The organism is Luteimonas sp. MC1572 (assembly GCF_016615815.1).
GTDB lineage: Bacteria > Pseudomonadota > Gammaproteobacteria > Xanthomonadales > Xanthomonadaceae > Luteimonas.
On sequence record NZ_CP067112.1, the window covers coordinates 2,955,903 to 2,977,131 of the forward strand.

Here is a 21,229-nt window from a genome sequence, read left to right on the forward strand (position 1 = left end):
CGATGGGCGGCGCCGCGGACGCGGCGCTGCGACGCATCGATGCCCACCATCGCGCGGGGGAGGCCGGAGCATGCATCGCGGCAATGCATGTACTGGCGACCGAGGCCGGCGGACAGGTGGACCTGCTGCAGGAGCTCGGCCTGCGCTACACGCTGCTCGGCCTGTTCCACGACGCCGAGCGCTGCTACGCGCGAGCGCTCGCGCTGCGTCCGGGCGATCCGTCGAGCCTGTACAACCACGCCACGACACTCATCGCGCTGGGGCGGCTGGATGAGGCGGAAGCCGCGCTGGACCGCGTGATCGCGCTGGCGCCCGGCGACGGTGACGCCTGGTACAACCGCTCGACGCTGCGCCGGCAGACGCCGGCGCGCAACCACGTGGCGGAGCTGGAAGCGCGGCTCGCGCAGCTGGCCGACGCCGATCCCGCCGTCGTGCCGCTGTGCCACGCGATCGCCAAGGAACGCGAGGACCTGGGCGAACACGCCGCCGCATTCGCGGCGCTGAAGCGCGGCGCCGACGCACGCCGGCGGCGGCTGCAGTACCGGGTCGAGGACGACCTCGACACCATGCGGCTGATCGCCGACACCTTCGATGCCGGCTTCTTCGCACGCCAGCACGCCGGGCACGACGACGCCAGGCCGCTGTTCGTGGTCGGCCTGCCGCGCAGCGGGACCACGCTGGTCGATCGCACCCTCGGCTCGCACGGCGCGGTGACCAGCCGCGGCGAAAGCGCCGACCTCGCGCAGGCCGTGGTGCGCATGGCGGGGCCCGCCAGCGGCAAGGCGGAACTGGTGCGGCGCACGGCCGGGATGGACTTCGCCGCCCTGGGGCGCGCGTACTGCGGCACGCTGCCGGCCGGCGACCACGCGCGCGTGATCGACAAGACACCGGGCAACGTCCTGTATCTCGGTCTCATCGCCGCGGCGCTGCCGCAGGCGCGCATCGTGCACTTGCGCCGCAATCCGATGGACGCCTGCTACGCGATGTACAAGACGCTGTTCCGCATGGCCTATCCGTTCTCCTACGACCTCGACGATCTTGGCCGCTACTGGCTCGGCCATGACGCGCTGATGGCGCACTGGCGGCGCGTGCTTCCCACCGAACGCTTCATGGAAGTGGATTACGAGGACCTGGTGGCCGACCACGACGCAGTGAGCCGCCGCCTGGTCGCCCACGCCGGCCTTGACTGGGACCCGGCCTGCCTCGCCTTCGAGCGCAATCCGCAGCCCACGCTGACCGCCAGCGCGGCGCAGGTGCGACAGCCGGTGTACCGCACGTCGGTGGGCCTGTGGCGCAACCACGAGCGCGGACTCGCGCCGCTGCGGCGGCGCTTCGAAGCGGCCGGCGTGGCGATCGACGGCCACAGGGTTTCCTCCGCATGACCGCCATCGCCAACGCACCCGCCATCGACGCCGCCGCGGTGCAGACCCCGGTCGCGCAAGCCCCGGACCGGCTGTGGCTGTACGCGCTGCTGGCACTGGTGGCCACCGCCGGCTTCTTCTACGTCAACATCATGTCGGCGATCGTCGACGGCCTGATCACCGGTCTCGACTTCACGAACGCGCAGGCCGGCACCGTCGCCGCCGCCAACATCTACGGCGCCAGTGTCGGCAGCTTCATCGCGGTGCTGCTGGTGCGGCGCGTTCGCTGGCGGCCGACGCTGTTCGCTCTGTTGTCGCTGTTGCTGCTGCTCGACCTCGGCTCTCTTGCGATCCACACCGCCGGCCCGCTCACCGCGATGCGCGCGCTGCACGGACTGGTCGGCGGCATGGCGGTCGGCGTGGTCTATTCGGTCATGGCCAGGACGCAGTCCCCGGACCGCGCCTTCGGCATGCTGCTGCTGGTCCAGTTCGGCCTCGGCGGGCTGGGGGTGATGTTCCTGCCGACGCTGGTGCCGGAGTTCGGCGCGCGGATCCTGTTCCTGTCGCTGGCAGCGCTCACCGCCTGCGCGCTGGTCGCGATCTTCGCCATACCGCACCTCGCCGACTCGCGTCCGGCCGCCGAGGGCGCCCTCGCGCAACGGCTGTCGACGACCGCGCGCACCACGGCCGTGCTGGCACTGCTGGCGCTGCTCCTGTTCCAGGCCGGCAACATGGCGCTGTCGGCGTTCATCATCCGCCTCGGCGAACACTACGAACTCGGCCGCGGCTTCATCGGCCAGGCGCTGGGCTGGGCGACCTGGGTCGGTGCCGCCGGCGCCGGGCTGGTGATCTTCATGGGCACCCGCTTCGGCCGCATGCGCCCGATGCTGGTGGCGATGCTGCTCACACTGGCCGGCACCGCCGGATTTTTCTGGAGCGGCAGCCAGCCGGTGTACTTCATCGCCAACGTCGGCACCGCGGTCACCTGGTCGTTCGTGGTGCCGTACCTGTTCGGCATGCTGGCACGGCTGGACCTGTCCGGCCGGCTCGCGACGCTGGGTGGCTTCATGTCCAAGCTCGGCCTCGCGTCCGGTCCGATGGCGGCCGGCCTGCTGCTGCACGACGACGACTTCCCCCTGCTGATCGCGGCGGCGATCGCGGCGCTGGCGCTGTCCGGCGTGGCGATGCTGGCCGCCGCGCGGCGCATCGATTTACTGGAACCACGCACATGAGCAACACCACCAACGCCGCGGGATCCGCGCTGGCGCTGTCCGATCCCGACCTGCTGCGCATGCGCGGCCTGGTCGGAGGTGAATGGCGCGATGCCGACGGCGGCGGCACCTGCGACGTCACCAACCCCGCGACGGGCGCGCTGCTCGGCACGGTGCCCGACATGGGCGCCGGCGAGACCGGCCGCGCCATCGAGGCCGCGCACGCCGCCTTCCCCGCGTGGTCGCGCAGCACCGCGAAGGCGCGCGCCGACGTGCTCAAGCGCATGCACCGGCTGATGCTCGAGCACCAGGATGATCTGGCGCGGCTGATGACCGCGGAACAGGGCAAGCCGCTGGCCGAATCGAAGGGTGAGATCGCCTACTCCGCGGGCTACCTGGAGTGGTTCGCCGAGGAAGCCCGGCGCATGTACGGCGACACCATCCCCGGCCACGCCGCGGACAAACGCATCATGACCCTGCGCCAGCCCGTCGGCGTGGTCGCCGCGATCACGCCCTGGAACTTCCCCTCGGCGATGCTCGGTCGCAAGATCGCTCCGGCGCTGGCCGCCGGCTGCACCGTGGTCTGCAAGCCGGCGACGCAGACCCCGTACTCGGCGCTGGCGCTCGGCTTGCTGGCCGAGCGCGCCGGCCTGCCGCCGGGCGTGCTGAACATCGTCACCGGCCGCGACGCATCCGCGATCGGCGGCGAGATGACCGGCAACGCCAAGGTACGCAAGCTCAGCTTCACCGGCTCCACCGGCGTCGGCAAGAAGCTGATGGCGCAGTGTGCCGAAAGCATGAAGCGCATCTCGATGGAACTCGGCGGCAACGCGCCCTTCATCGTGTTCGAGGACGCCGACCTCGACGCAGCGGTTGATGGCGCGATGGCCAGCAAGTTCCGCAACACCGGACAGACCTGCGTCTGCGCCAACCGCCTGTTCGTGCATGACGCGGTGTACGACGCGTTCGCGGAAAAGCTGGGCGCTGCGATCGCGAAGCTGCGTGTCGGCGACGGCCTGGCCGGCGCCACTGACCAGGGCCCGCTGATCGACGCCAGGGCGCTGGAGAAGGTGGAAGAACACGTGGCCGACGCGCAGGCCAAGGGCGCGCGCGTGGCCATCGGCGGCAAGCGCCACGCGCTGGGTGGCACCTTCTACGAGCCCACGCTGCTGCTCGACGCCAACTCCGACATGCTGCTCGCCCGCGAAGAGACCTTCGGCCCCGTGGCGCCGCTGTTCCGCTTCTCGAGCGAAGCGCAGGTGCTGGCGCTGGCCAACGACACCGAAGTCGGCCTGGCCGGCTACTTTTACACCCGCGACCTGGCCCGCGCCTTCCGCGTGGCCGAGGCGCTGGAATGCGGCATCGTCGGCGTCAACACCGGCCTGGTCTCGACCGAGGTCGCGCCGTTCGGCGGGGTGAAGGAATCCGGCGTGGGCCGCGAGGGCTCCAAGTACGGCCTCGCCGATTACACCGAGCTCAAGTACGTGTGCATCGGCGGGATCTGATGGCGATGCGGCACGCGCTCGCCGGTGCGTTTGCCGGGTTGGCGCTGCTAGTCGCCACAACGGGCACGGCCGTCGCCGCAGGCGCCGACCGCGATGCCGGCGCGCGCACGCTGCTGGACAGCGACACGCTGCTGACGGGCGCGTACCGCCGCAGCGTCGACCTGTCCGCCTACGCGCCGCCCGCCGACGCACTGCCGCCGACGCATCGCTTCGAAGGCCGCCTGCGCCTCTCCGGGCAGCCGGCCACGCGCACGCTCCTGGCGCTCGATGATTTCCTTGGCGCGGGCGGCGCGGCGGCGGGGCGCACGCTGCCGCAGGATCTCGATATCGCCTTCGTGCAGGAAGGGGCCGTGCTGCTTCCGGCACGACGCGGCCCGATCGCCAGCAGCCATCCGTGGTGGGAGTTCGTGCTGGAGGCCGGGCGCGCCTGGGACGAACCGGGCGATGACGGTTGGACGCGCGCCGCGATCCCGTTCGCGCTGGTGCAGCGCAACGCCAACTGCACCCACAACGGCGTGCTGATGCTGCTGTTCAAGGACGGCGGCGCGGTATCGCGCGCGGCGATGCAGGTCAGCAGCGAAACCTGCCATTACCTGCAGCTGGACATGTGGGGGCTGCTGGACGCGACCTACGTGCCCGAAACGGTGCCGGGGCGCGCCGAGCTGGTCGCCGCGCATGTCGTCGAAGCGGCCACCCGCATGCCGGTACGACCTATGTCCGCGCTGGCTACGGACCATCCGGGAATCGACCCCACGCGGTTCGCCATCGGCGCAACGCGCGGGCGCACGGTGCATGGCGTCGTCGTCGGCGGCACGCACTACCGCTCGGGCTGCAACACCCGCCACGGCACGTATCCGTACTGCGACGCGATGGCCATCCCGTCCTATTCGGTCGCGAAGTCGGCGGTGGCCGGCATCGCGCTGATGCGCATGGAGCGGCTGCATCCGGGCGTCGCCGATCTGCCGGTGCGCGACGTCGCGCGCGCCAGTGGCTGCAGGGCGGAGAAATGGGAGGGCGTGCGCTTCCACCACCTGCTGGACATGGCCACCGGGCAGTACGACGCGCCCGCGTACATGGCCGACGAGGACGACGCGAAGGTGCGCGGCTTCTTCGCGCCCGACACCCACGCGCAGCGCCTGGCCTTCGCCTGCGATGCGTACCCGCGCCGCGCCGCGCCCGGCGCGCGCTGGGTCTACCACACCTCGGACACCTACCTGCTCGGCACCGTGCTGCAGGATGCGCTGCGCCGCTGGCCGGGCCGCGCTGGCGACGACCTTTTCGACGACGTGCTCTGGGCCGACGTGTTCGCCCCGCTGGCGCTGAGCCCGACCGCGCGCGCCACGCGCCGCAGCTACGACGACGCGCGCCAGCCGTTGTCCGGTTTCGGCCTGACCCTGCTGTCCGACGACATCGCCAAGCTGGCGCGCTTCCTGGGCGAGGGGCGGGGCCGCATCGACGGCCACCAGCTGCTGGATCCGGTGATGTTCGAAGCCGCGATGCAGCGCGATCCCGGACGGCGCGGGCTGCAGGTCGCGACGCTCGAGCGCTACCGCTACCAGCACGGTTTCTGGGCGCGCAACCTGCAGGCCGAGCTCGGCTGCGCGCAGCCCGCGTGGGTGCCCTTCATGTCCGGCTTCGGCGGCATCAGCGTGGCGATGTTCGCCAACGGGGTGGCCTGGTACAACGTGGCCGACGACGGCCTGCTGGCCTCGATCGACTTCGCGGCACCGGCGGTGGAAGCCGCGAAGCTGGGGCCGATCTGCAGCGACGCCGCGCCGGCAGGATAGCCGCGCTCAGGCGCCCCGATCGGTGCGCAGCACGCGCGTCGCGCGGTCGCTACCGGCAGCCGGGCGCGCCACCACCCAGGCGAACGCGATGATGCCCAGCACCACCAGCGCCGCGCCGGCCAGCGCCATGCCCTGGGGCCGGTCCTCGCCAAGCAGCAGCACGCCAAGCAGCATCGCGAACACGACCTCCGACGCCTGCATCGCCTCAACCGCGCCCAGCGCCAACGGCTGCCGCCGCACCATGCCGGTGGCCTGGAAGAACAGCACCATCGCGATCACGCCGGCGAACAGCGCCACCGCGGCGCACAGCCAGATCTGCGACGCGGTGGGCGGGCCCTGCGTGGTCCAGGCATGGATCGCGAGCAGGATCCACAGCGGCTGGCTGGCCAGCGTCATGCCGAACACGCGTTGCGCGGCGTTGAGCGCCTCGCCGGTGTCCTCCAGGTGCAGCAGGAGCATGCGGTTGCCGAGCGGGAAGGAAAACGCGGCGACCAGCAGGCAGGCCAGTGCGATCCACCCGGCGGCATCGAGTGCACCGCTGGCATGGCCGAACTGCATCAGCAGCACGCCGGCGAAGATCACGGCCGCGACTGCAAGGCCGGCGCGCGGGATCCGGCGCCGCTCATCGCGGTAGAGCAGCGGCGCGCACAGCATCCCGGCGATCACGGTGAACTGGAAGGTCCCGGCCACCAGCCACGACGGCCCGCTTGCCGCGGCGTAGCTGAGGGTGCAGTAGAACAGCCCGAAGCCGAGCACCGAGCAGCGCAGCCAGGGCCAGGGATGCGCCGCGATCGCGCGCAACACCGGCCGCACCCCGCCCTGGAACGGCATCAGCGGCAACATCAGCGGAAGGGTGATCAGGTAGCGCAGCGCCGCGATCCAGGTCCAGTGCGTGGCCTGGTCTGCGGCGGCGCGGTTGAGCACATAGGTGAGTGTGAAGAACAGCGAGGCGCCGAGGGCGATGCCGACGGCGGCCAGCGCGCGGCCGGGAGCGGGCGCATCGGCGGACACTGCGCTCAGCCCAGGTGCAGCGCGTCGACGCGGTCACGCGCGCGCGCCAGCGCCTCGACCAGTGCATCCACCTGCTCGTCGCCGTGGACCGCGCTCAGCGTGACCCGCAGCCGCGCGCGGCCTTCGGGCACCGTCGGCGGGCGGATCGCGGCCACCCAGAAGCCGTCGCCCTCGAGGTGTGAGGCCATGTCCAGCGCGCGCGCGTTGCCGCCGCACAGCACCGGCTGGATCGGGGTGTCGGACGGCAGCAGCTGCAGGCCCACGCGGCGGGCTCCGTCGCGGAAGCGCTGCACGTGCGCGACGAGCTTGTCGCGACGCCAGTGTTCGCGGCGCGCCAGCTTGACCGCGGCCAGCGACGCCGCGGCCTGCGCCGGCGGGAGCGCGGTGGTGTACAGGTACGGGCGTGCGGTGCCGGCGAGGTGTTCGATCAGGTCGGTATCACCGGCGACCACGGCACCGTAGCCGCCGAGCGCCTTGCCGAGCGTGGCCAGCTGCAGCGGCACTTCCTCGACGCCGAGCTTGGCCTCGGCGACGCTGCCGCGGCCGCCCGGGCCGAGCACGCCGACGCCATGCGCATCGTCGACGTACAGCAGCGCCGACTGCATGCGCGCGGCCAGCGCGAGCTGGCGCAGCGGCGCGACATCGCCGTCCATGCTGAAGACGCCGTCGGTGGCGAGCATCGCCGCTCCGGTCGGCACGGTCTTCAGCTGGCGCAGCGCGCCTTCGGCGTCGGCGTGCGGGTAGCGGCGCAGGCGGCAGCCGGCCAGGCGCGAGGCATCGATCAGGCTGGCGTGGTTGAGGCGGTCCTGCACGCAGGCGTCGTCATCGCCGAGCAGCGCCTGCTGCACGGCGAGGTTGGCGAGATAGCCGCTGCCGAACAGCAGCGCGCGCGGCGTGCCGAGCCAGTCGGCGACCTCGCGCTCGAGCGCTTCGTGGGCCACGTGGTGGCCGCAGACCAGGTGCGAGGCGACGCCACCGGCGCCGTCGCGTGAAGCGGCATTCTGCAGCGCATCCACCACCTGGAACTGCTGCGCCAGGCCCAGGTAATCGTTGCCGCAGAAGTTCTGCAGCCAGCGGCCGTCGACCTCCAGCCGCACGCCGTCGCGGCGGCCGACCACGCGCCGGCGGCGCACCAGGTCGTCCGCGAGTGCGCTCGAGCGCGCCGACTGCACGCGCCGGCGCAGGTCGGGGCGCTGCTCAGCCAACGGCCTGCCTCCGCGGCTGGCAGGCGACGATGTCGGCGTGCACGGTGCCGCCGTGGTCGTGGTCGGGGGCATCCACGGCGACCGCCATCGCGCGCAGGCCGAGGCGCGCGAACAGCGCCTCGTCGTGCGCGGTATCGGGGTTGCCGGTGGTCAGCAGCTTGTCGCCGTGGAAGATCGAATTGGCACCGGCGGCGAAGCACAGCGCCTGCAGCTCGTCGCTCATCTGCTCGCGGCCGGCGGACAGCCGCACCATCGACTTCGGCATCAGGATGCGCGCCGCGGCGATCGTGCGCACGAACTCGAACGGATCGAGCTCGGTGGTGCCGTGCAGCGGCGTGCCTTCCACCTGCACCAGGCGGTTGATCGGCACCGAATCCGGGTGCGCCGGCATCGTCGCCAGCGTCTGCAGCAGGCCGGCGCGCTGGCGGCGCGACTCGCCCATGCCGACAATTCCGCCGCAGCAGGTCTTCAGCCCGGCATCGCGCACGTGCCCAAGCGTGTCGAAGCGGTCCTGCAGCTCACGGGTGTGGATGATGTTGCCGTAGTGCTCGGGGTCGGTATCGATGTTGTGGTTGTAGTAGTCCAACCCGGCCATCTTCAGTGCCTGCGCCTGCGTGCCGGTGAGCATGCCCAGCGTGGCGCAGGTCTCGAGGCCGAGCGCCTTCACGCCGGCGATCATCTCGGCGACCTTGGGGATGTCGCGGTCCTTGGGCGAGCGCCAGGCGGCGCCCATGCAGAAGCGCGAGGCACCCGCCGCCTTTGCCTGGCGCGCCTTCTCGAGCACGTCACCCGTGGCCATCAGCTTCTGCGCGTCGACGCCGGTGTCATAGCGCTGTGCCTGCGGGCAGTAGGCGCAGTCCTCGGGGCAGCCGCCGGTCTTCACCGACAGCAGGGTGCTCACCTGGACCTCGGCGGGATCGAAATGCAGCCGATGCACGCTGGACGCGCGGTGCAGCAGCTCGGTGAACGGCAGGTCCAGCAGGGCCTCGACCTCGCTCCGCGACCAGTCGTGGCGCGGAATGGCGGCGTCGCTGGCGCGGAAGTCGCTGACGTCGGGCATGGCGGAGTCCTGAGGGCGCACGTATTGCGGACCCGGCAGTCTGGAAACCATGCCTGCGCCTGTCAACCGCAGCCGGGCCCGCGCGGTTGACGGCTGGCTCGCGTGCATGGGCCGCAGCCTGTGGGCGCCGCGCTGCCTGGTCTGCGGAGAGCTGGCCGCCGGCCGGCGCGACCTGTGCCTGCCCTGCGCCGCGGCGCTGCCATGGAACCGCCTGGCCTGCCCGCGCTGCGCGGCGCCGGGCGCGGGGGCCCTGCCCTGCGCGACCTGCATCCGCCAGCCGCCGCCGCTCGATGCCGCGCACGCCGCGTTCGTCTACGCCTTCCCGCTGGACCGGCTGCTGCCGCGCTTCAAGTTCCACCGCGACCTGGCCGCCGGCCGCCTGCTGTCGGCGGCGATGGCCAGCGCGTTCGCGTCGCTGCCGCGGCCCGACGCGCTGCTGCCGATCCCGCTGCACCGCGCCCGCCTGCGCGAACGCGGCTACGACCAGGCGCTGGAGCTCGCGCGGCCGCTGGCGCGCGCCCTGTCGCTGCCGCTGTGCGACGGCCTGCTGCTGCGTGCGCGCGCCACCACGCCGCAGTCGCGCCTGCATGCCGATGACCGCCGGCGCAACCTGCGCGGCGCGTTCGCGACCCACCATGCCCCGGCCTGCGTGCCGCGGCACGTGGCCCTGGTCGATGACGTCATGACCACCGGCGCCACCCTGCATGCCGCCGCAACGGCGCTGCGGCGCGCCGGGGTGGCGCGGGTCGACGCATGGGTGGCGGCGCGGGTGCCCTAGGCCGAGCGGTTCGGATCGATCAGGGGTTCGCTGAGCGTCGACGACCCGGCAACCGCGACCGTGTGCAGCGCGGAGGTCTGGCGTTCGATCATCCGCCGGACGCGGGGCGCACCGGGCCCCTGGTGCAGGGCACGCAGGTGCTCGGGAATGGTCGCATCGTCGTGGGTCAGGCGGTTGTTGTGGCGGATGTACTCCAGCCAGGTCGACGTCTCGTAGCGCTCGATCCAGACCTGCGGATCGGCGAGGTCGCGCAGCACCCGCCAGTTGCGCGCGCCGTCGCGGCGGCGGATGCGTCGCCGCTCCGCCATCGCGCCGAGGAACTCCAGCACGTCCTCTTCGCGGATCACGTACTCGATGGTGATCACCACCGGCCCCGTGCGCGGCTGCACCGGCACCGCGGTGGCGGGTTCCTGCCAGCGCCGCAGCGGATCGAGGTTGAGTTCCGTGAGTTTCGCCAGTGGCAGCCAGCGGCCCAGCACCGCGCAGGCGATCATCACCGCGGCCGCCGCCAGCAGCGCCGTGCGCACGTCATCGTGCTCGGCGATGAAGCCCCACAGCCAGCTGCCGAGCGCCATGCCGCCGAACGCCGCCATCTGGTACAGCGACAGCGCGCGTGCCACGACCCAGCGCGGCGTGGACAGCTGCACCGTGACGTTGAAGGTCGACAGCACCAGCACCCACGCGGCGCCGCCGAGCAGCAGCGCCGCCATCGTCAGCGGCAGCCGGGTGCTCAGCGCGGCGCCGGCCGCGGCGACCGCGAAGGCGACGCAGCCGTAGCGGACCAGTCCCTCCGTGGACAGCAGCCGCCGCAGGTGCGCGCTGCCCATCGCACCGGCGACCGCGCCGACGCCGAAGGCACCGAGCAGCAGGCCATAGGTCAGCGGACCGCCCGCGATCAGGTCCCTGGCCACCAGCGGCATGAGCGCCATGATCGCGCTCGCGCCGACGCCGAACACGGCGCTGCGGACCAGGATGGTGCGGATGGCGGGTGACATCAGGACATAGCGGATGCCCGCGGAGATCGCGACGCCCAGGGTTTCCCGCGGCAGCGCCCGTGGCTCCGACGGCGGCCGCCAGCGCGCCAGCACCACGATCAGGGCGATGTAGCTGACGGCATTCACCGCGAATGCCGCCGCGGCACCGGCCGCGGCGACGATCGCGCCGCCGAGCGCCGGCCCGACGCTGCGCGCGATGTTGAAGCCCATGCTGTTGATGGCCACCGCGCCGGGCAGTTCCGCGCGCGGCACCATGTCGCCCACCGACGCCTGCCAGGCCGGGGCATTGAATGCAGCCCCGCAGCCGATGAGGAATGTGAACAGCAGCAGCAGCCACGGAGTGATCAGTCCCGACCAGGTGCACACGGCCAGCGCCACCGACACGAGCAGCATGAACAGCTGGGCGCCCAGCATCATCCTGCGGCGGTCGAAACTGTCCGCCATCGCGCCGGCCACCAGCGAGAACAGCATCACCGGCAGCGCGATGGACGCCTGCACCAGCGCGACCATGTCGGCCGACTGCGCGATCGAGATCATCAGCCACGACGCGCCGACCGACTGGATCATGCCGCCGAAGTTGGAGGACGCACTCGCGAACCAGACCTTGCGGAAGATCGGATAGCGCATGGCCGACAGCGCCGACGGGCGCTGCTCTGGAGCTGGCGGAGTCGGGGGAATCTGCGCCATCAGGGAACTGGCCGCTCAGCCCGCGCCGCGCATCGCCAGGTCCACCGCGATGCCGGCGAATACCGCCATCCCCACCCAGTGGTTGTGCAGGAAGGCGCGGAAGCAAAGGTCGCGCTGGCGATGGCGGGCGATCCAGAACTCGTACGCCACCAGCAGCACGCCGACGCCCAGGCCCGCCCAATAGAAGTTGCCCAGGCCGGCCTGCCGCCCGACCAGGGCCAGCGCCGAGAACGCCAGCGCGTACAGCACGCCCTGCGCCACCAGGTCGAGTTCGCCGAACAGGATCGCGGTCGACTTCGAGCCCACCTTGATGTCGTCGTCGCGGTCGACCATCGCGTACCAGGTGTCGTACGCGGTGGACCAGAAGATGTTGGCGACGTACAGCACCCAGGCCACCGCCGGCACTTCGCCCTGCACCGCGGCGAACGCCATCGGGATGCCCCAGCCGAAGGCCATGCCCAGGTACACCTGCGGCAGGTGGGTGTGGCGCTTGAGATACGGATAGGTGGCGGCGAGGAACAACCCGACCCCGCTGAGCAGGATGGTCAGGCGGTTCATCGTCAGCACCAGCGCGAACGCGATGAGCATCAGCACCACGAACAGCGCCAGGGCTTCGCGCCCCGACACCGCGCCCGTCGCCAGCGGCCGCTCGCGGGTGCGCTCGACATGCGGGTCCAGCCAGCGGTCGGCGTAGTCGTTGACCACGCAGCCGGCCGCGCGCGTCAGCCACACGCCGGCGCTGAACACGAACAGGGTCCACAGCGGCGGCACGCCTTCGGCGGCGATCCACAGCGCCCACCAGGTCGGCCACAGCAGCAGCAGCCAGCCGATCGGCCGGTCGGCGCGCATCAGGCGCCAGTACAGACCCAGGCGCGCGCGCCAGTCCGGCGTGGTGGCGGGTGGCGACTCGAAACGTTCGTAGGACATGGCGAGCATGGTACCGCCGGGCTGCTGCAGCCACCGCGCAGGCGTCGGCAACAGCGCATCCCGCGGCGCGGCGCTCGCTTCATCCGGCGGGATAGTGGAAAATGCCGCCCTGCGCGCCTGTAGCTCAGCCGGATAGAGTAGTGGCTTCCGAAGCCATTGGTCGGGGGTTCGAATCCCTCCAGGCGCACCAATCGCACCGATCGCACCGACTGGCGGCCCTCGCGTCGCCGTCGATCGTCTGTCCGGCGACAGCGTGCCGATCTCGGAGATCCGCTTCGCCAGGTCGGTCCGGTACCCGTTCCAGTCGCGGTGCGCGGCTACGCCACCCTGAGCAACGCCGGAGCGCAGACCAACCAACTGGGCATCACGGTGCACGTGGATGCCGCGCTCAAGCGCGGTGCAAGCCGCGAGGAGATCGCGGAGGCGCTGGCCGTGGCGGTCGCATTGAACGCCGGGGCCGCGCTGGTGTACTCGGCGCGCGTCATGGACGCCGTCGACGCACACGGCTGAGGCGGTCCGCGCGCCGGGCATGGCCGGCGCGCGGGGACGCGCGTCAGAAGCGGTACTGCGCCCACATGCCGTAGTACTGGCCGCTTTCGCCGCCCGCGGCCTCGAGCGCACGCCCGGCCTCGATGTGCGACAGGAACACGTTGAGGTTGAGGTTGCGGTTGACCTGCCAGTTGGCCTGCGCCTCGTAGCTGGTCGCCACATGGCGGTCACGGGTGGGCACCGCGGCCAGCGGCCGGCCGGTGCCGCCGTAGTAGATGTCGTCGTTGGTGTTCTCGCGCCACATCGCGTTGAAGCCGAGGCTTGCGCGCACGCGGTCCGTGAACGCCCAGGTCACGGTGGGATGCACGTTGACCAGGTTCATGAACACGAACAGGCCGGCATCGGTATGCAGCGCGGTGCGCGGGAACGGCGCCTCGAAGGTGCCGAGGTCGCCCTGGCCGCGGTCGTCGTCGCCGCTGAAGGCGTTGACGCGCACGCCCAGGCGCGGCGCGAAGCGCGCATCGGTGAAGGTGTAGCCGCCGTTGGAGATGAAGCCCCAGGCGCGGATGTCCTCGCCGGCGAAGCTGCCGGCCTGCAGCACGCCTTCGACGTCGTAGTCCCAGCGGCCGGGGCGTCCGAAGGCGCGCACGCCGACGCTGTGGCGGCGCTGCGGGCCCACCAAGCCGCCCGGGAACGCGACCCGTTCGTGGCCGACGTTGTACCAGTAGGCGTCCACGCCGCTGCCCTTGCCGGTCGGGTGGCTGAAGTACACGCCGCTGAAGCTGCGGCCGTTGTCCGGGCCGTTGTCGAAGCTGCCGCGCGCGATCGCCACCGGGCGGGTCGCGAACACGTCGAGCTTGTTGCCCGCCTTGGTGGCCAGCATCACGCGCAGGCCGTCATAGGTGTAGCGCAGCGCGGTGCCGTCGCGGGTGCCGACCATGATCCCGTTGCCGAGCGGCATCTGGAAGCGGCCCGGGCGGAAGGTGATGCGGTGGCCGTCGCCGATGCCGAAGCTGGCATCGACGAACGCCTGCTGGATGTCGAGGCCGTCGAAGTTGTTCGGCGTCGGGAACTCGGCGTCGTGCTCCCAGCTCTCGCCGAGCTCGAGGAACGCGCGGAAGTCCGGCCCCAGGTGCAGGTCGCCGTAGATGCGCGTGCGGCGCTGGTGCGAGTCGTTCTTGTCGTTGGGCGCGATGCCGTTGGTGACGTGCTCCCAGTACTGCCCGTAGTAGCGGAACTCGCCGCCAATGGTGAGGAACTTCTGCGGGTCGCGATCGCTGACCGGGATGTACGACAGCTTTTCCCAGGCGGCGCCGGTGCGCTTGGCCGGGTCGGCCAGGAACGCGTAGTTGTTGGCCCAGGGGATCATGTGCACGTTGGGTGCGCGGAACGGCGGAGCGGGTGCGGCCGGCGCCGGGGGCGGCGGCTCGGGCGCCACGGCCTGCGCTTCGACCTGGTCGGCTTCGACCGGCGCATCCGCGACCGGTTCGGAGGCGATCACCGGCGCGGCGAACAGCGCCAGCAGCAGTGCTGCGGCGAGCGGATGGCGGGCGGCACGCGTCCGTGCGTGGAAGTGCTTCGTTTGCGGATCACTGGACATGGCGAACCCCTCGGGCCCCTGGCAGGGGTCCGTTGTTGTGGTGGGTGGAAGGGCGCACCGCGCGTGGGGGAGGCGGCGTTCGGGTGGAGCCGGGTGGTCGGTTTGCGGCGGGCCCGTGTCGGTCAGGCCTCCGCGGGCGCGGCGTCGCGTGCGCGCACCAGGTCGAGCGCCACGTCGACGATCATGTCTTCCTGGCCACCGACCATGCGCCGCTTGCCCAGCTCGACCAGGATGTTGAAGGCGTCCAGGCCGTAGCGCGCGGCGGCGGTTTCGGCATGGCGCAGGAAGCTCGAGTACACGCCGGCGTAGCCGAGCGCGAGGGTCTCGCGGTCCACGCGCACCGGACGCTCCTGCAGCGGGCGCACTATGTCCTCGGCGGCATCGATCAGCGCGCGCACGTCGCAGCCGTGGTCCAGGCCGAGGCGATCCGCCGCGGCGATGAACACCTCCAGCGGCGCATTGCCGGCGCCGGCGCCCATGCCGGTGAGGCTGGCGTCGACCCGGTCGCAGCCATGCTCCAGCGCGACCAGCGAGTTGGCCACGCCCAGCGACAGGTTGTGGTGCGCGTGCATGCCGGTCTGGGTGGCCGGATCGAGCACGTCCTTGAACGCCTTGAAGCGGTCGGCGATGTCGTACATGTTCATCGCGCCGCCGGAATCGACCACGTACACGCACTGCGCGCCGTACGACTCCATCAACTTCGCCTGCGCGGCCAGCGCCGCCGGCGCCGACATGTGGCTCATCATCAGGAAGCCGACGGTGTCCATGCCCAGCTTGCGCGCGTGCTCGATGTGCTGGCGCGAGACATCGGCCTCGGTGCAGTGGGTGGCCACGCGCACCACGCTGGCGCCGGCGCCATGCGCGGCCTCGAGGTCGTGCACGGTGCCGATGCCGGGCAGCAGCAGGGTGGCGATGCGCGCGCGCTTGACCACCGATGCCGCGCGTTCGATCCAGGCGAGGTCGGTGTGCGCGCCGAAGCCGTAGTTGAAGCTGGAGCCGCGCAGGCCGTCGCCGTGCGCCACCTCGATGCTGTCGACGCCGGCGCCGTCCAGCGCGCGTGCGATGCGCTCGACGTCATCCAGGCTGTACTGGTGGCGGATGGCATGCATGCCGTCACGCAGGGTGACGTCGGAGACATGGATGGCGCGGGCGGCATCGAACGGCCGCGGCGTGATGCCGGTGGCGGCGGTCTGGTCGCTCATGCGGGTTCTCCTTCCACGACGCGTGCGGCCGCGGCGATGCGCTCGGCCGTGGCCAGCGCGGCGCTGGTCATGATGTCGAGGTTGCCGGCGTAGCTCGGCAGGTAGTGGCCGGCGCCCTCGACCTCGAGGAACACCGAGACCTTGAGCCGCGGCGCGATGTCGGCCGTGGCGTCTTCTTCCGGCATGCGGCCGTCCAAGGCGTCGAACTGCACCTCCTGCTTGAGGCGGTAGCCGGGCACGTAGCGCTGCACTTCGGCGGCCATCGACGCCACCGATGCCGCGATCGCGGCGCGGTCGGCGTCGCCTGCGACCAGGCAGTAGACGGTGTCGCGCATGATCAGCGGCGGCTCGGCCGGATTGAGCACGATGATCGCCTTGCCGCGCGCCGCACCGCCCACTTCGACGATCGCGCGCGAGGTGGTCTCGGTGAACTCGTCGATGTTGGCGCGCGTGCCGGGCCCGGCCGAGCGGCTGGAGATCGAGGCGACGATCTCGGCGTAGGCCACCGGCGCCACGCGCGCCACCGCATGCACCATCGGGATGGTCGCCTGGCCGCCGCAGGTGACCATGTTGAGGTTCGGTGCATCGAGGTGCTGGTCGAGGTTGACCGGCGGCACCACGAACGGGCCGATCGCCGCCGGCGTCAGGTCGATCACGCGCACCCCGTGCGGGCGCAGCAGCGCGTCATGGCGCGCATGCGCGCCGGCGCTGGTGGCGTCGAACACGAAGCGGATGTCGGCGAAGCGCGGATGCGCCAGCAGGCCGTCGATGCCGTCGGCCACCACGTCCACGCCCATGCCCGCGGCGCGCTTGAGGCCGTCCGACGCCGGGTCGATGCCGACCATCACGCCCATGCGCAGGTGCCGTGCGTTGCGCAGGATCTTGACCATCAGGTCGGTGCCGATGTTGCCCGAGCCGATGATTGCGACCGCGGCGCGGTCGTCGTGGATGTCGCCCATTTCGGAATCCTCAGGAAAAAATTGCGCGCACCGGCGCGAAGCCGTCGATGTGCGCGGTCAGCGTGTCGCCTGGCTGCACGGCCACCATCGGCCCGAGCGCGCCGGTGAGCACCACGTCGCCGGCGCGCAGCGGCGTGCCGGTGCGCACCAGGGTGTCGGCCAGCCAACGGGCGGCGTTGAGCGGGTTGCCCAGGCAGGCCGCGCCGACGCCTTCCGACACGACATCGGCGCCGCGCCGCATGCGCATCGCCGCGCCGGCGAGATCCAGCTTGCGCAGCGGCACCGGCTGGGTGCCGAGCACGAACAGGCCGGACGAAGCGTTGTCGGCCACGGTGTCTTCGAAACGGATGTCCCAGCCGGCGATGCGGCTGGCCACCACCTCGATCGCCGCCAGCGCGTAGCCGGTGGCGCCGATGATGTCGGCCACGGTGTGGCGCTCGTGCACCAGGTCGCGCTCAAGCACCAGCGCGATCTCGGCCTCGGCCTTCGGCTGCAGCAGCGTGGCGGTGTCGATCGCTTCGCCGTCCACCACCGCCATGTCGTCGAGCAGGGTGCCGAAGTCGGGGCGGTCGACGCCGAGCTGGCGCTGCACCGCCGGCGAGGTCAGGCCGATCTTGCGACCAACCACGCGCCGGCCGGCCGCCAGCTGGCGCGCGATGTTGACCTGCTGCACGGCGTAGGCGCCGGCAGCGACCGCCGCCGCGTCGCCTTCGAACTGGTCGCGCACCGGCGCGCACGGCGTGCGTGCCTGCTGCGCCTGCCAGAGGCGGTCGGCAATCGCCTGGACGCGGGCGTCGCTCATCCTTCGACGCGCCCGGTCTTGAAGAAGTTGGTGGCCAGCGTGTTGAACTCGTCGATGGCTTCGTACTGCGGCCAGTGCGCGGCGTCGCCCCGCATCATGTACAGCGTGCTGCCCGGCACCCGTGCCTGCGCGGCCTCGACCGACGGCGTGTCGTGGATCGGATTGTCGCGGGTCCACAGGAACAGCGTGCCCTCGGGCAGCTTGTCCAGCGGGATCAGGTAGTCGTCGTGGTTCTCGATGATGCGGTTGAGCAGCGGCAGCACCTTGCGGCTCTCGGGCCGCAGGTAGATGCCCAGGCGCAGGTCGACCAGCTCGGCGTCCACGAGGTGCCGGTTGTTCTCGTGCATCAGCCAGTGCATGCGCGCCTGCACCGACTCGTAGCTCGGCGTGTTGTCGATGTTGCGCTTGTTGAGGCCGATGAAGGTCGCCAGGTCCTGGCGGCCCTTGTCGGTGACGATCGGAATGCCGCCGGCGGTGTTGAGCATCAGCCGGCCGACGCGCTCGGGGTGGTTCGCGGCGAAGTGCCCGGACACCCAGCCGCCCAGCGATTCGCCGGACAGGTGCGCCTTGTCGATGCCCATCGCATCCATCAGCTCGCCGAGCTGCTCGGCCAGCATCATCGGCGTGTACTCGCGCTCGGGCTTGCTCGAGAGGCCGTGGCCGACGTAGTCGAAGGCGACCACGTGGAAGTCCTTCGACAGCGGCACGATGTTCTTGGCGTAGGCCTCCAGATGGCCGTTCAGGCCGTGCTGGAAGATGATCGTGTCGCCGTTGCCCTTGCCGGCTTCGGCGACGCGGATGGTGCCGAAGTTCTTCGTGGTGACGTAGCGGATTTCAGTACCGAGCAGATCGAGCCAGAGACTCATGGGGTTCTCCAATGGGGAATGACGGGCAGGCGCCGCCCGCCCGCGCGGAAGCGCAGGGGCATGGCGTTGCGGGAACGGGTGGGCGCCGTGCCGGCGCCGCGGCTCAGGCCGGGATGGCGGTCTTGCCGAGCTGTGCTTCGATCAGGCCGCGGGCGAGCTTCGCCCAGGCGCTGGTCGAATAGCGGGAGTACTGCGGCTCGTTGCGCATCAAGCGCCGGATCACGATGCCGCGGTAGATGTTCTGGGTGAGGTAGAGGACGGTCCGCGCGGTGTCCTCGGGCAGACCCGATTCGCACAGCACCCGGAACCATTCGCCCTCGATCGGCAGGCGGAACCTGCGCGAGATCAGCTGCACCTGCTTGCGCAGCTCCGGCTCGTGGTCGCCGAGCCCCATCATGGTGATCGAGATGGCGAAGTTCGCGCCGAAGTAGAACTTCTCCGAGTCCTTGATCAGCGCCGCGAACACGTCGCTGCCCGGCTTGACCGAGGCGATCAACCGCGTGCTGGTGGCATGCGACTCTTCGTACGCGCGTCGCACCGCCGCGATCACCAGGCTCTGCTTGGTCGGGAAGTGATGGGTCTGCGCGCCTTTCGAGACCTGGGCCGCGGTCGCGACCTCGTTGACCCGGAAGCCGGCATAGCCCTTGGTGGTCAGCTCGCTCACCGCCGCCGCCAGAATGCGGTTTCGGGTTTCCTCGCGCCGTTCCGCCTGCGTCCTGCGCGGCGGCGCCTTGATCCTGGGCTTGGCGCCATCCGGCACCGTTGTCTTGGGCATTGCGTCCTGCCTGCACACGAAAGAGCGTGATCGCCGCAACCGTACCGCGCGCCGGGTCGCGGCGGCAATGACGGGGCGACGCGGAGCGCGCGGCGTTCGCGGCCCGGGCCTGGCTCACGCCGTGCCCCAGGCCGGCGCCGGAAACTGCGCCTCGGCCTCGATGGCCTCCGGATCGGAGCCGCACATATGGTCCCAGAGCCGCTCGAACACGCGGCCCGAGCTGACCTGGCGCAGGCCGATCTCGTCGCGCGTGAGCCGGCAGGCGTCGACCTCGGCGCTGGCGCCGATCGCGCGCACGTCGTGCTCGATGCGCGCCGCGTCCTCCAGGCACCAGGCAAAGCCGGCGGCCATTTCGATGCTGCCGCCCACGGTGACCGCGCCGTTGGCGCGCATCACCAGCGCCGGCGCGTCGCCGAGGTGCGCGACCAGTTCCGCCGCCAGGCCGTCGTCACGCAGCAGGCGCGGGTCCTGCCAGAAGCGGCAGGCGGCGTTGAAGGCGCCAACGCCGTGGCGCGGCGAGGGCACGATGCCCAGCGTCGACAGCGCGACCAGCTTCGGCGGCATGACCCGGCACACGCCGCCGACGTCGGGGCGCTGGCGGTAGACCTGCTGGTGGATGCGCACCTCGCCGAGTACGCCGTCCGGAAGCGGCTGCGCGACATGCACCACGGTGCCGGCCTCGCCGACCGCGATGCGGCCCATCGGCCGCGGCGCGCAGACCAGGAAATGTTCGTCGTCGATGCGCGCGCTGCAGTGGCCCCAGGCCTGGACCAGGCCATGGCGCGACAGCGCGCGGGCGGCGACGCGGACGCGGCGCTCCAGCGCCGGCGACGGGACCGGCGTCATGCCGCGTGCGCCTTCGGACAGCCGCCGCCAGCGGCGGAGATCGCCGCGGCGTCGCCGGCATCGACCAGCACGCGGCCGTTCTCGATGCGCACCGGCCAGGTGCGCAGCGCCGTTTCGCACGGCATCGCGCAGGCTTCGCCGGTGCGCACGTCGAAGCGGCCGAAGTGCCAGCTGCACTCGACCTGGTGGCCTTCGAGCATGCCGTCCTCCGACAGCGAGGCCTCGCCGTGCGAACAGATGTCGTCGGTCACGTAGTAGGTGCCGTCGACGTTGTACACGGCCACGGCGTGGCCATCGGGGAGTTCGGCGCGGCGGATGCCACCGGCCTCGACCTCGGCCATGGCGCACAGGTCGACAAGCGAGCTGACTGTCATCGTGGTGTCCTCACAGCATCGTGCTGCCGCCGTTGACGCTGATCACCTGGCCGGTGACGAACGCCGATTCCGGCAGGGCGAGATGGGCGACCATGGATGCGACCTCGTCGATCGCGCCGGCACGGCCGACCGGGATGGGGTCGATGAAGCGCTGCGCCTTGGCCGGGTCGGCGTCGATGAAGCGCTGCAGCGCCGCGGTGTGGATGGTGCTCGGCGCCACCGTGTTGACGGTGATGCCGCTGCGCGCGAACTCGCGCGCGAGCCCGGTGGTCAGGCCGTGCATGCCGCCCTTGGCGGCGTTGTAGCCGGCGTGGTCGAGCAGGCCGTTGCGCACCGAGTCGGCGCCGATGTTGATGATCCGGCCCCAGCCCGCCGCGATCATGTCCGGCAGGAACGCACGGCAGCACCACAGCGTGGTCCACAGGTTGCGGTCGATGGTGGCCTTGAGCGTTTCCGGGGTGTGCTCCAGGAACGGCAGGATCACGCCGCCACCGGCGTTGTTGACGAGGATGCCGATGCTGCCGCCGAGCTCGCGGCGCGCGGCCTCGTGCAGCGCGACGGCCTCCGCCTCGAACGACAGGTCGCCACCGCGGCTCGACACGCGCGCGCCCGGATAGTCGGCGCGCAGCGCATCCGCTGCCGTGGCGGCGGCGGCGGCGTCGAGATCGGTGACCATCACCGCCGCGCCCTCGCGCAGCAGCCGCGATGCGATCGCCAGGCCGATGCCGTGCGCGGCGCCGGTGACCACCGCGGCATGGCCGTGCAGGCCGCCGTGCGGGGGCGCCATCG

20 protein-coding genes and 1 tRNA gene are annotated in these 21,229 nt (G+C 71.6%); 7 read left to right on the forward strand and 14 right to left on the reverse strand.

The window, feature by feature from the left end; translation table 11 throughout:
- The first annotated feature begins 2 nt into the window (after positions 1–2).
- From JGR64_RS13505 to JGR64_RS13520, 4 genes are read left to right on the forward strand one after another with little or no spacing between them, the layout of a single operon-like run.
- Positions 3–1,382, forward strand: coding sequence for a sulfotransferase (locus JGR64_RS13505; protein ID WP_233348276.1), 1,380 nt, complete (start codon positions 3–5; stop codon positions 1,380–1,382).
- The gene (locus JGR64_RS13510; protein WP_199374117.1) at positions 1,379–2,593 is read left to right on the forward strand and encodes an MFS transporter; all 1,215 of its coding nucleotides are present in this window, start codon (positions 1,379–1,381) and stop codon (positions 2,591–2,593) included. Before JGR64_RS13505 ends, JGR64_RS13510 begins: the two co-directional genes overlap by 4 nt.
- Positions 2,590–4,077, forward strand: coding sequence for an NAD-dependent succinate-semialdehyde dehydrogenase (locus tag JGR64_RS13515; RefSeq protein ID WP_255529266.1), 1,488 nt, complete (start codon positions 2,590–2,592; stop codon positions 4,075–4,077). Before JGR64_RS13510 ends, JGR64_RS13515 begins: the two co-directional genes overlap by 4 nt.
- Positions 4,077–5,864, forward strand: a complete 1,788-nt coding sequence (locus JGR64_RS13520; RefSeq protein WP_199374119.1) for a serine hydrolase — start codon at positions 4,077–4,079, stop codon at positions 5,862–5,864. The genes JGR64_RS13515 and JGR64_RS13520 overlap by 1 nt, the downstream gene beginning before the upstream one ends.
- A gap of 6 nt (positions 5,865–5,870) precedes the next feature.
- Here the strand turns inward: JGR64_RS13520 and JGR64_RS13525 are convergent, their stop codons facing one another.
- The 3 genes from JGR64_RS13525 to bioB are packed head-to-tail and all read right to left on the reverse strand — an operon-like array spanning position 5,871 to position 9,140.
- Complete coding sequence (locus JGR64_RS13525) at positions 5,871–6,875, reverse strand: multidrug resistance efflux transporter family protein (protein ID WP_199374121.1); 1,005 nt, start codon at positions 6,873–6,875, stop codon at positions 5,871–5,873.
- 5 nt (positions 6,876–6,880) lie between these two features.
- The gene (gene bioF, locus JGR64_RS13530) at positions 6,881–8,080 is read right to left on the reverse strand and encodes an 8-amino-7-oxononanoate synthase (RefSeq protein ID WP_233348211.1); all 1,200 of its coding nucleotides are present in this window, start codon (positions 8,078–8,080) and stop codon (positions 6,881–6,883) included.
- Positions 8,073–9,140 (reverse strand): biotin synthase BioB, encoded by a 1,068-nt coding sequence (bioB, locus tag JGR64_RS13535; protein WP_199374124.1) that lies wholly within the window; start codon positions 9,138–9,140, stop codon positions 8,073–8,075. Before bioB ends, bioF begins: the two co-directional genes overlap by 8 nt.
- Positions 9,141–9,189: 49 nt before the next feature.
- Here bioB and JGR64_RS13540 point away from each other — a divergent pair, with 49 nt between their 5' ends.
- Positions 9,190–9,918 (forward strand): ComF family protein, encoded by a 729-nt coding sequence (locus JGR64_RS13540; RefSeq protein WP_199374126.1) that lies wholly within the window; start codon positions 9,190–9,192, stop codon positions 9,916–9,918.
- Here the strand turns inward: JGR64_RS13540 and JGR64_RS13545 are convergent.
- Positions 9,915–11,600, reverse strand: coding sequence for an MFS transporter (locus JGR64_RS13545; protein ID WP_199374128.1), 1,686 nt, complete (start codon positions 11,598–11,600; stop codon positions 9,915–9,917). The genes JGR64_RS13540 and JGR64_RS13545 overlap by 4 nt on opposite strands.
- A 15-nt stretch (positions 11,601–11,615) precedes the next feature.
- Entirely contained in the window at positions 11,616–12,527 is a 912-nt protein-coding gene (gene ubiA / locus JGR64_RS13550) for a 4-hydroxybenzoate octaprenyltransferase (RefSeq protein WP_199374130.1), read from the reverse strand.
- Between the two features lie 113 nt (positions 12,528–12,640).
- Here ubiA and JGR64_RS13555 point away from each other — a divergent pair.
- Together JGR64_RS13555 and JGR64_RS13950 are read left to right on the forward strand one after the other, a co-directional pair.
- A tRNA-Arg gene (locus JGR64_RS13555) sits at positions 12,641–12,717 on the forward strand.
- A 119-nt stretch (positions 12,718–12,836) separates the two neighbouring features.
- The gene (locus tag JGR64_RS13950; protein WP_234446963.1) at positions 12,837–13,037 is read left to right on the forward strand and encodes a carboxymuconolactone decarboxylase family protein; all 201 of its coding nucleotides are present in this window, start codon (positions 12,837–12,839) and stop codon (positions 13,035–13,037) included.
- A 43-nt stretch (positions 13,038–13,080) separates the two neighbouring features.
- Here the strand turns inward: JGR64_RS13950 and JGR64_RS13565 are convergent, their stop codons facing one another.
- From JGR64_RS13565 to JGR64_RS13605, 9 genes are all read right to left on the reverse strand, one after another.
- Positions 13,081–14,616, reverse strand: a complete 1,536-nt coding sequence (locus JGR64_RS13565; protein WP_199374134.1) for an alginate export family protein — start codon at positions 14,614–14,616, stop codon at positions 13,081–13,083.
- A 122-nt stretch (positions 14,617–14,738) separates the two neighbouring features.
- Positions 14,739–15,818, reverse strand: coding sequence for a 4-hydroxy-2-oxovalerate aldolase (gene dmpG, locus JGR64_RS13570; RefSeq protein ID WP_199374136.1), 1,080 nt, complete (start codon positions 15,816–15,818; stop codon positions 14,739–14,741).
- A complete protein-coding gene (locus JGR64_RS13575) occupies positions 15,815–16,777 on the reverse strand; it encodes an acetaldehyde dehydrogenase (acetylating) (RefSeq protein WP_199374138.1) in 963 nt (320 codons plus the stop codon). Before JGR64_RS13575 ends, dmpG begins: the two co-directional genes overlap by 4 nt.
- A 10-nt stretch (positions 16,778–16,787) precedes the next feature.
- Positions 16,788–17,579, reverse strand: a complete 792-nt coding sequence (locus JGR64_RS13580; RefSeq protein ID WP_199374140.1) for a fumarylacetoacetate hydrolase family protein — start codon at positions 17,577–17,579, stop codon at positions 16,788–16,790.
- The gene (locus JGR64_RS13585; protein ID WP_199374142.1) at positions 17,576–18,445 is read right to left on the reverse strand and encodes an alpha/beta fold hydrolase; all 870 of its coding nucleotides are present in this window, start codon (positions 18,443–18,445) and stop codon (positions 17,576–17,578) included. The genes JGR64_RS13580 and JGR64_RS13585 overlap by 4 nt, the downstream gene beginning before the upstream one ends.
- Before the next feature lie 103 nt (positions 18,446–18,548).
- Complete coding sequence (locus tag JGR64_RS13590) at positions 18,549–19,220, reverse strand: TetR/AcrR family transcriptional regulator (protein WP_199374144.1); 672 nt, start codon at positions 19,218–19,220, stop codon at positions 18,549–18,551.
- Positions 19,221–19,334: 114 nt separating this feature from the next.
- Positions 19,335–20,066, reverse strand: coding sequence for a class II aldolase/adducin family protein (locus JGR64_RS13595; RefSeq protein ID WP_199374146.1), 732 nt, complete (start codon positions 20,064–20,066; stop codon positions 19,335–19,337).
- On the reverse strand, positions 20,063–20,440 hold the full coding sequence (locus JGR64_RS13600) for a non-heme iron oxygenase ferredoxin subunit (RefSeq protein WP_199374148.1): 378 nt from the start codon (positions 20,438–20,440) through the stop codon (positions 20,063–20,065). Before JGR64_RS13600 ends, JGR64_RS13595 begins: the two co-directional genes overlap by 4 nt.
- A 10-nt stretch (positions 20,441–20,450) precedes the next feature.
- Positions 20,451–21,227, reverse strand: a complete 777-nt coding sequence (locus JGR64_RS13605) for an SDR family oxidoreductase (RefSeq protein WP_233348278.1) — start codon at positions 21,225–21,227, stop codon at positions 20,451–20,453.
- Between the last annotated feature and the right edge of the window lie 2 nt (positions 21,228–21,229).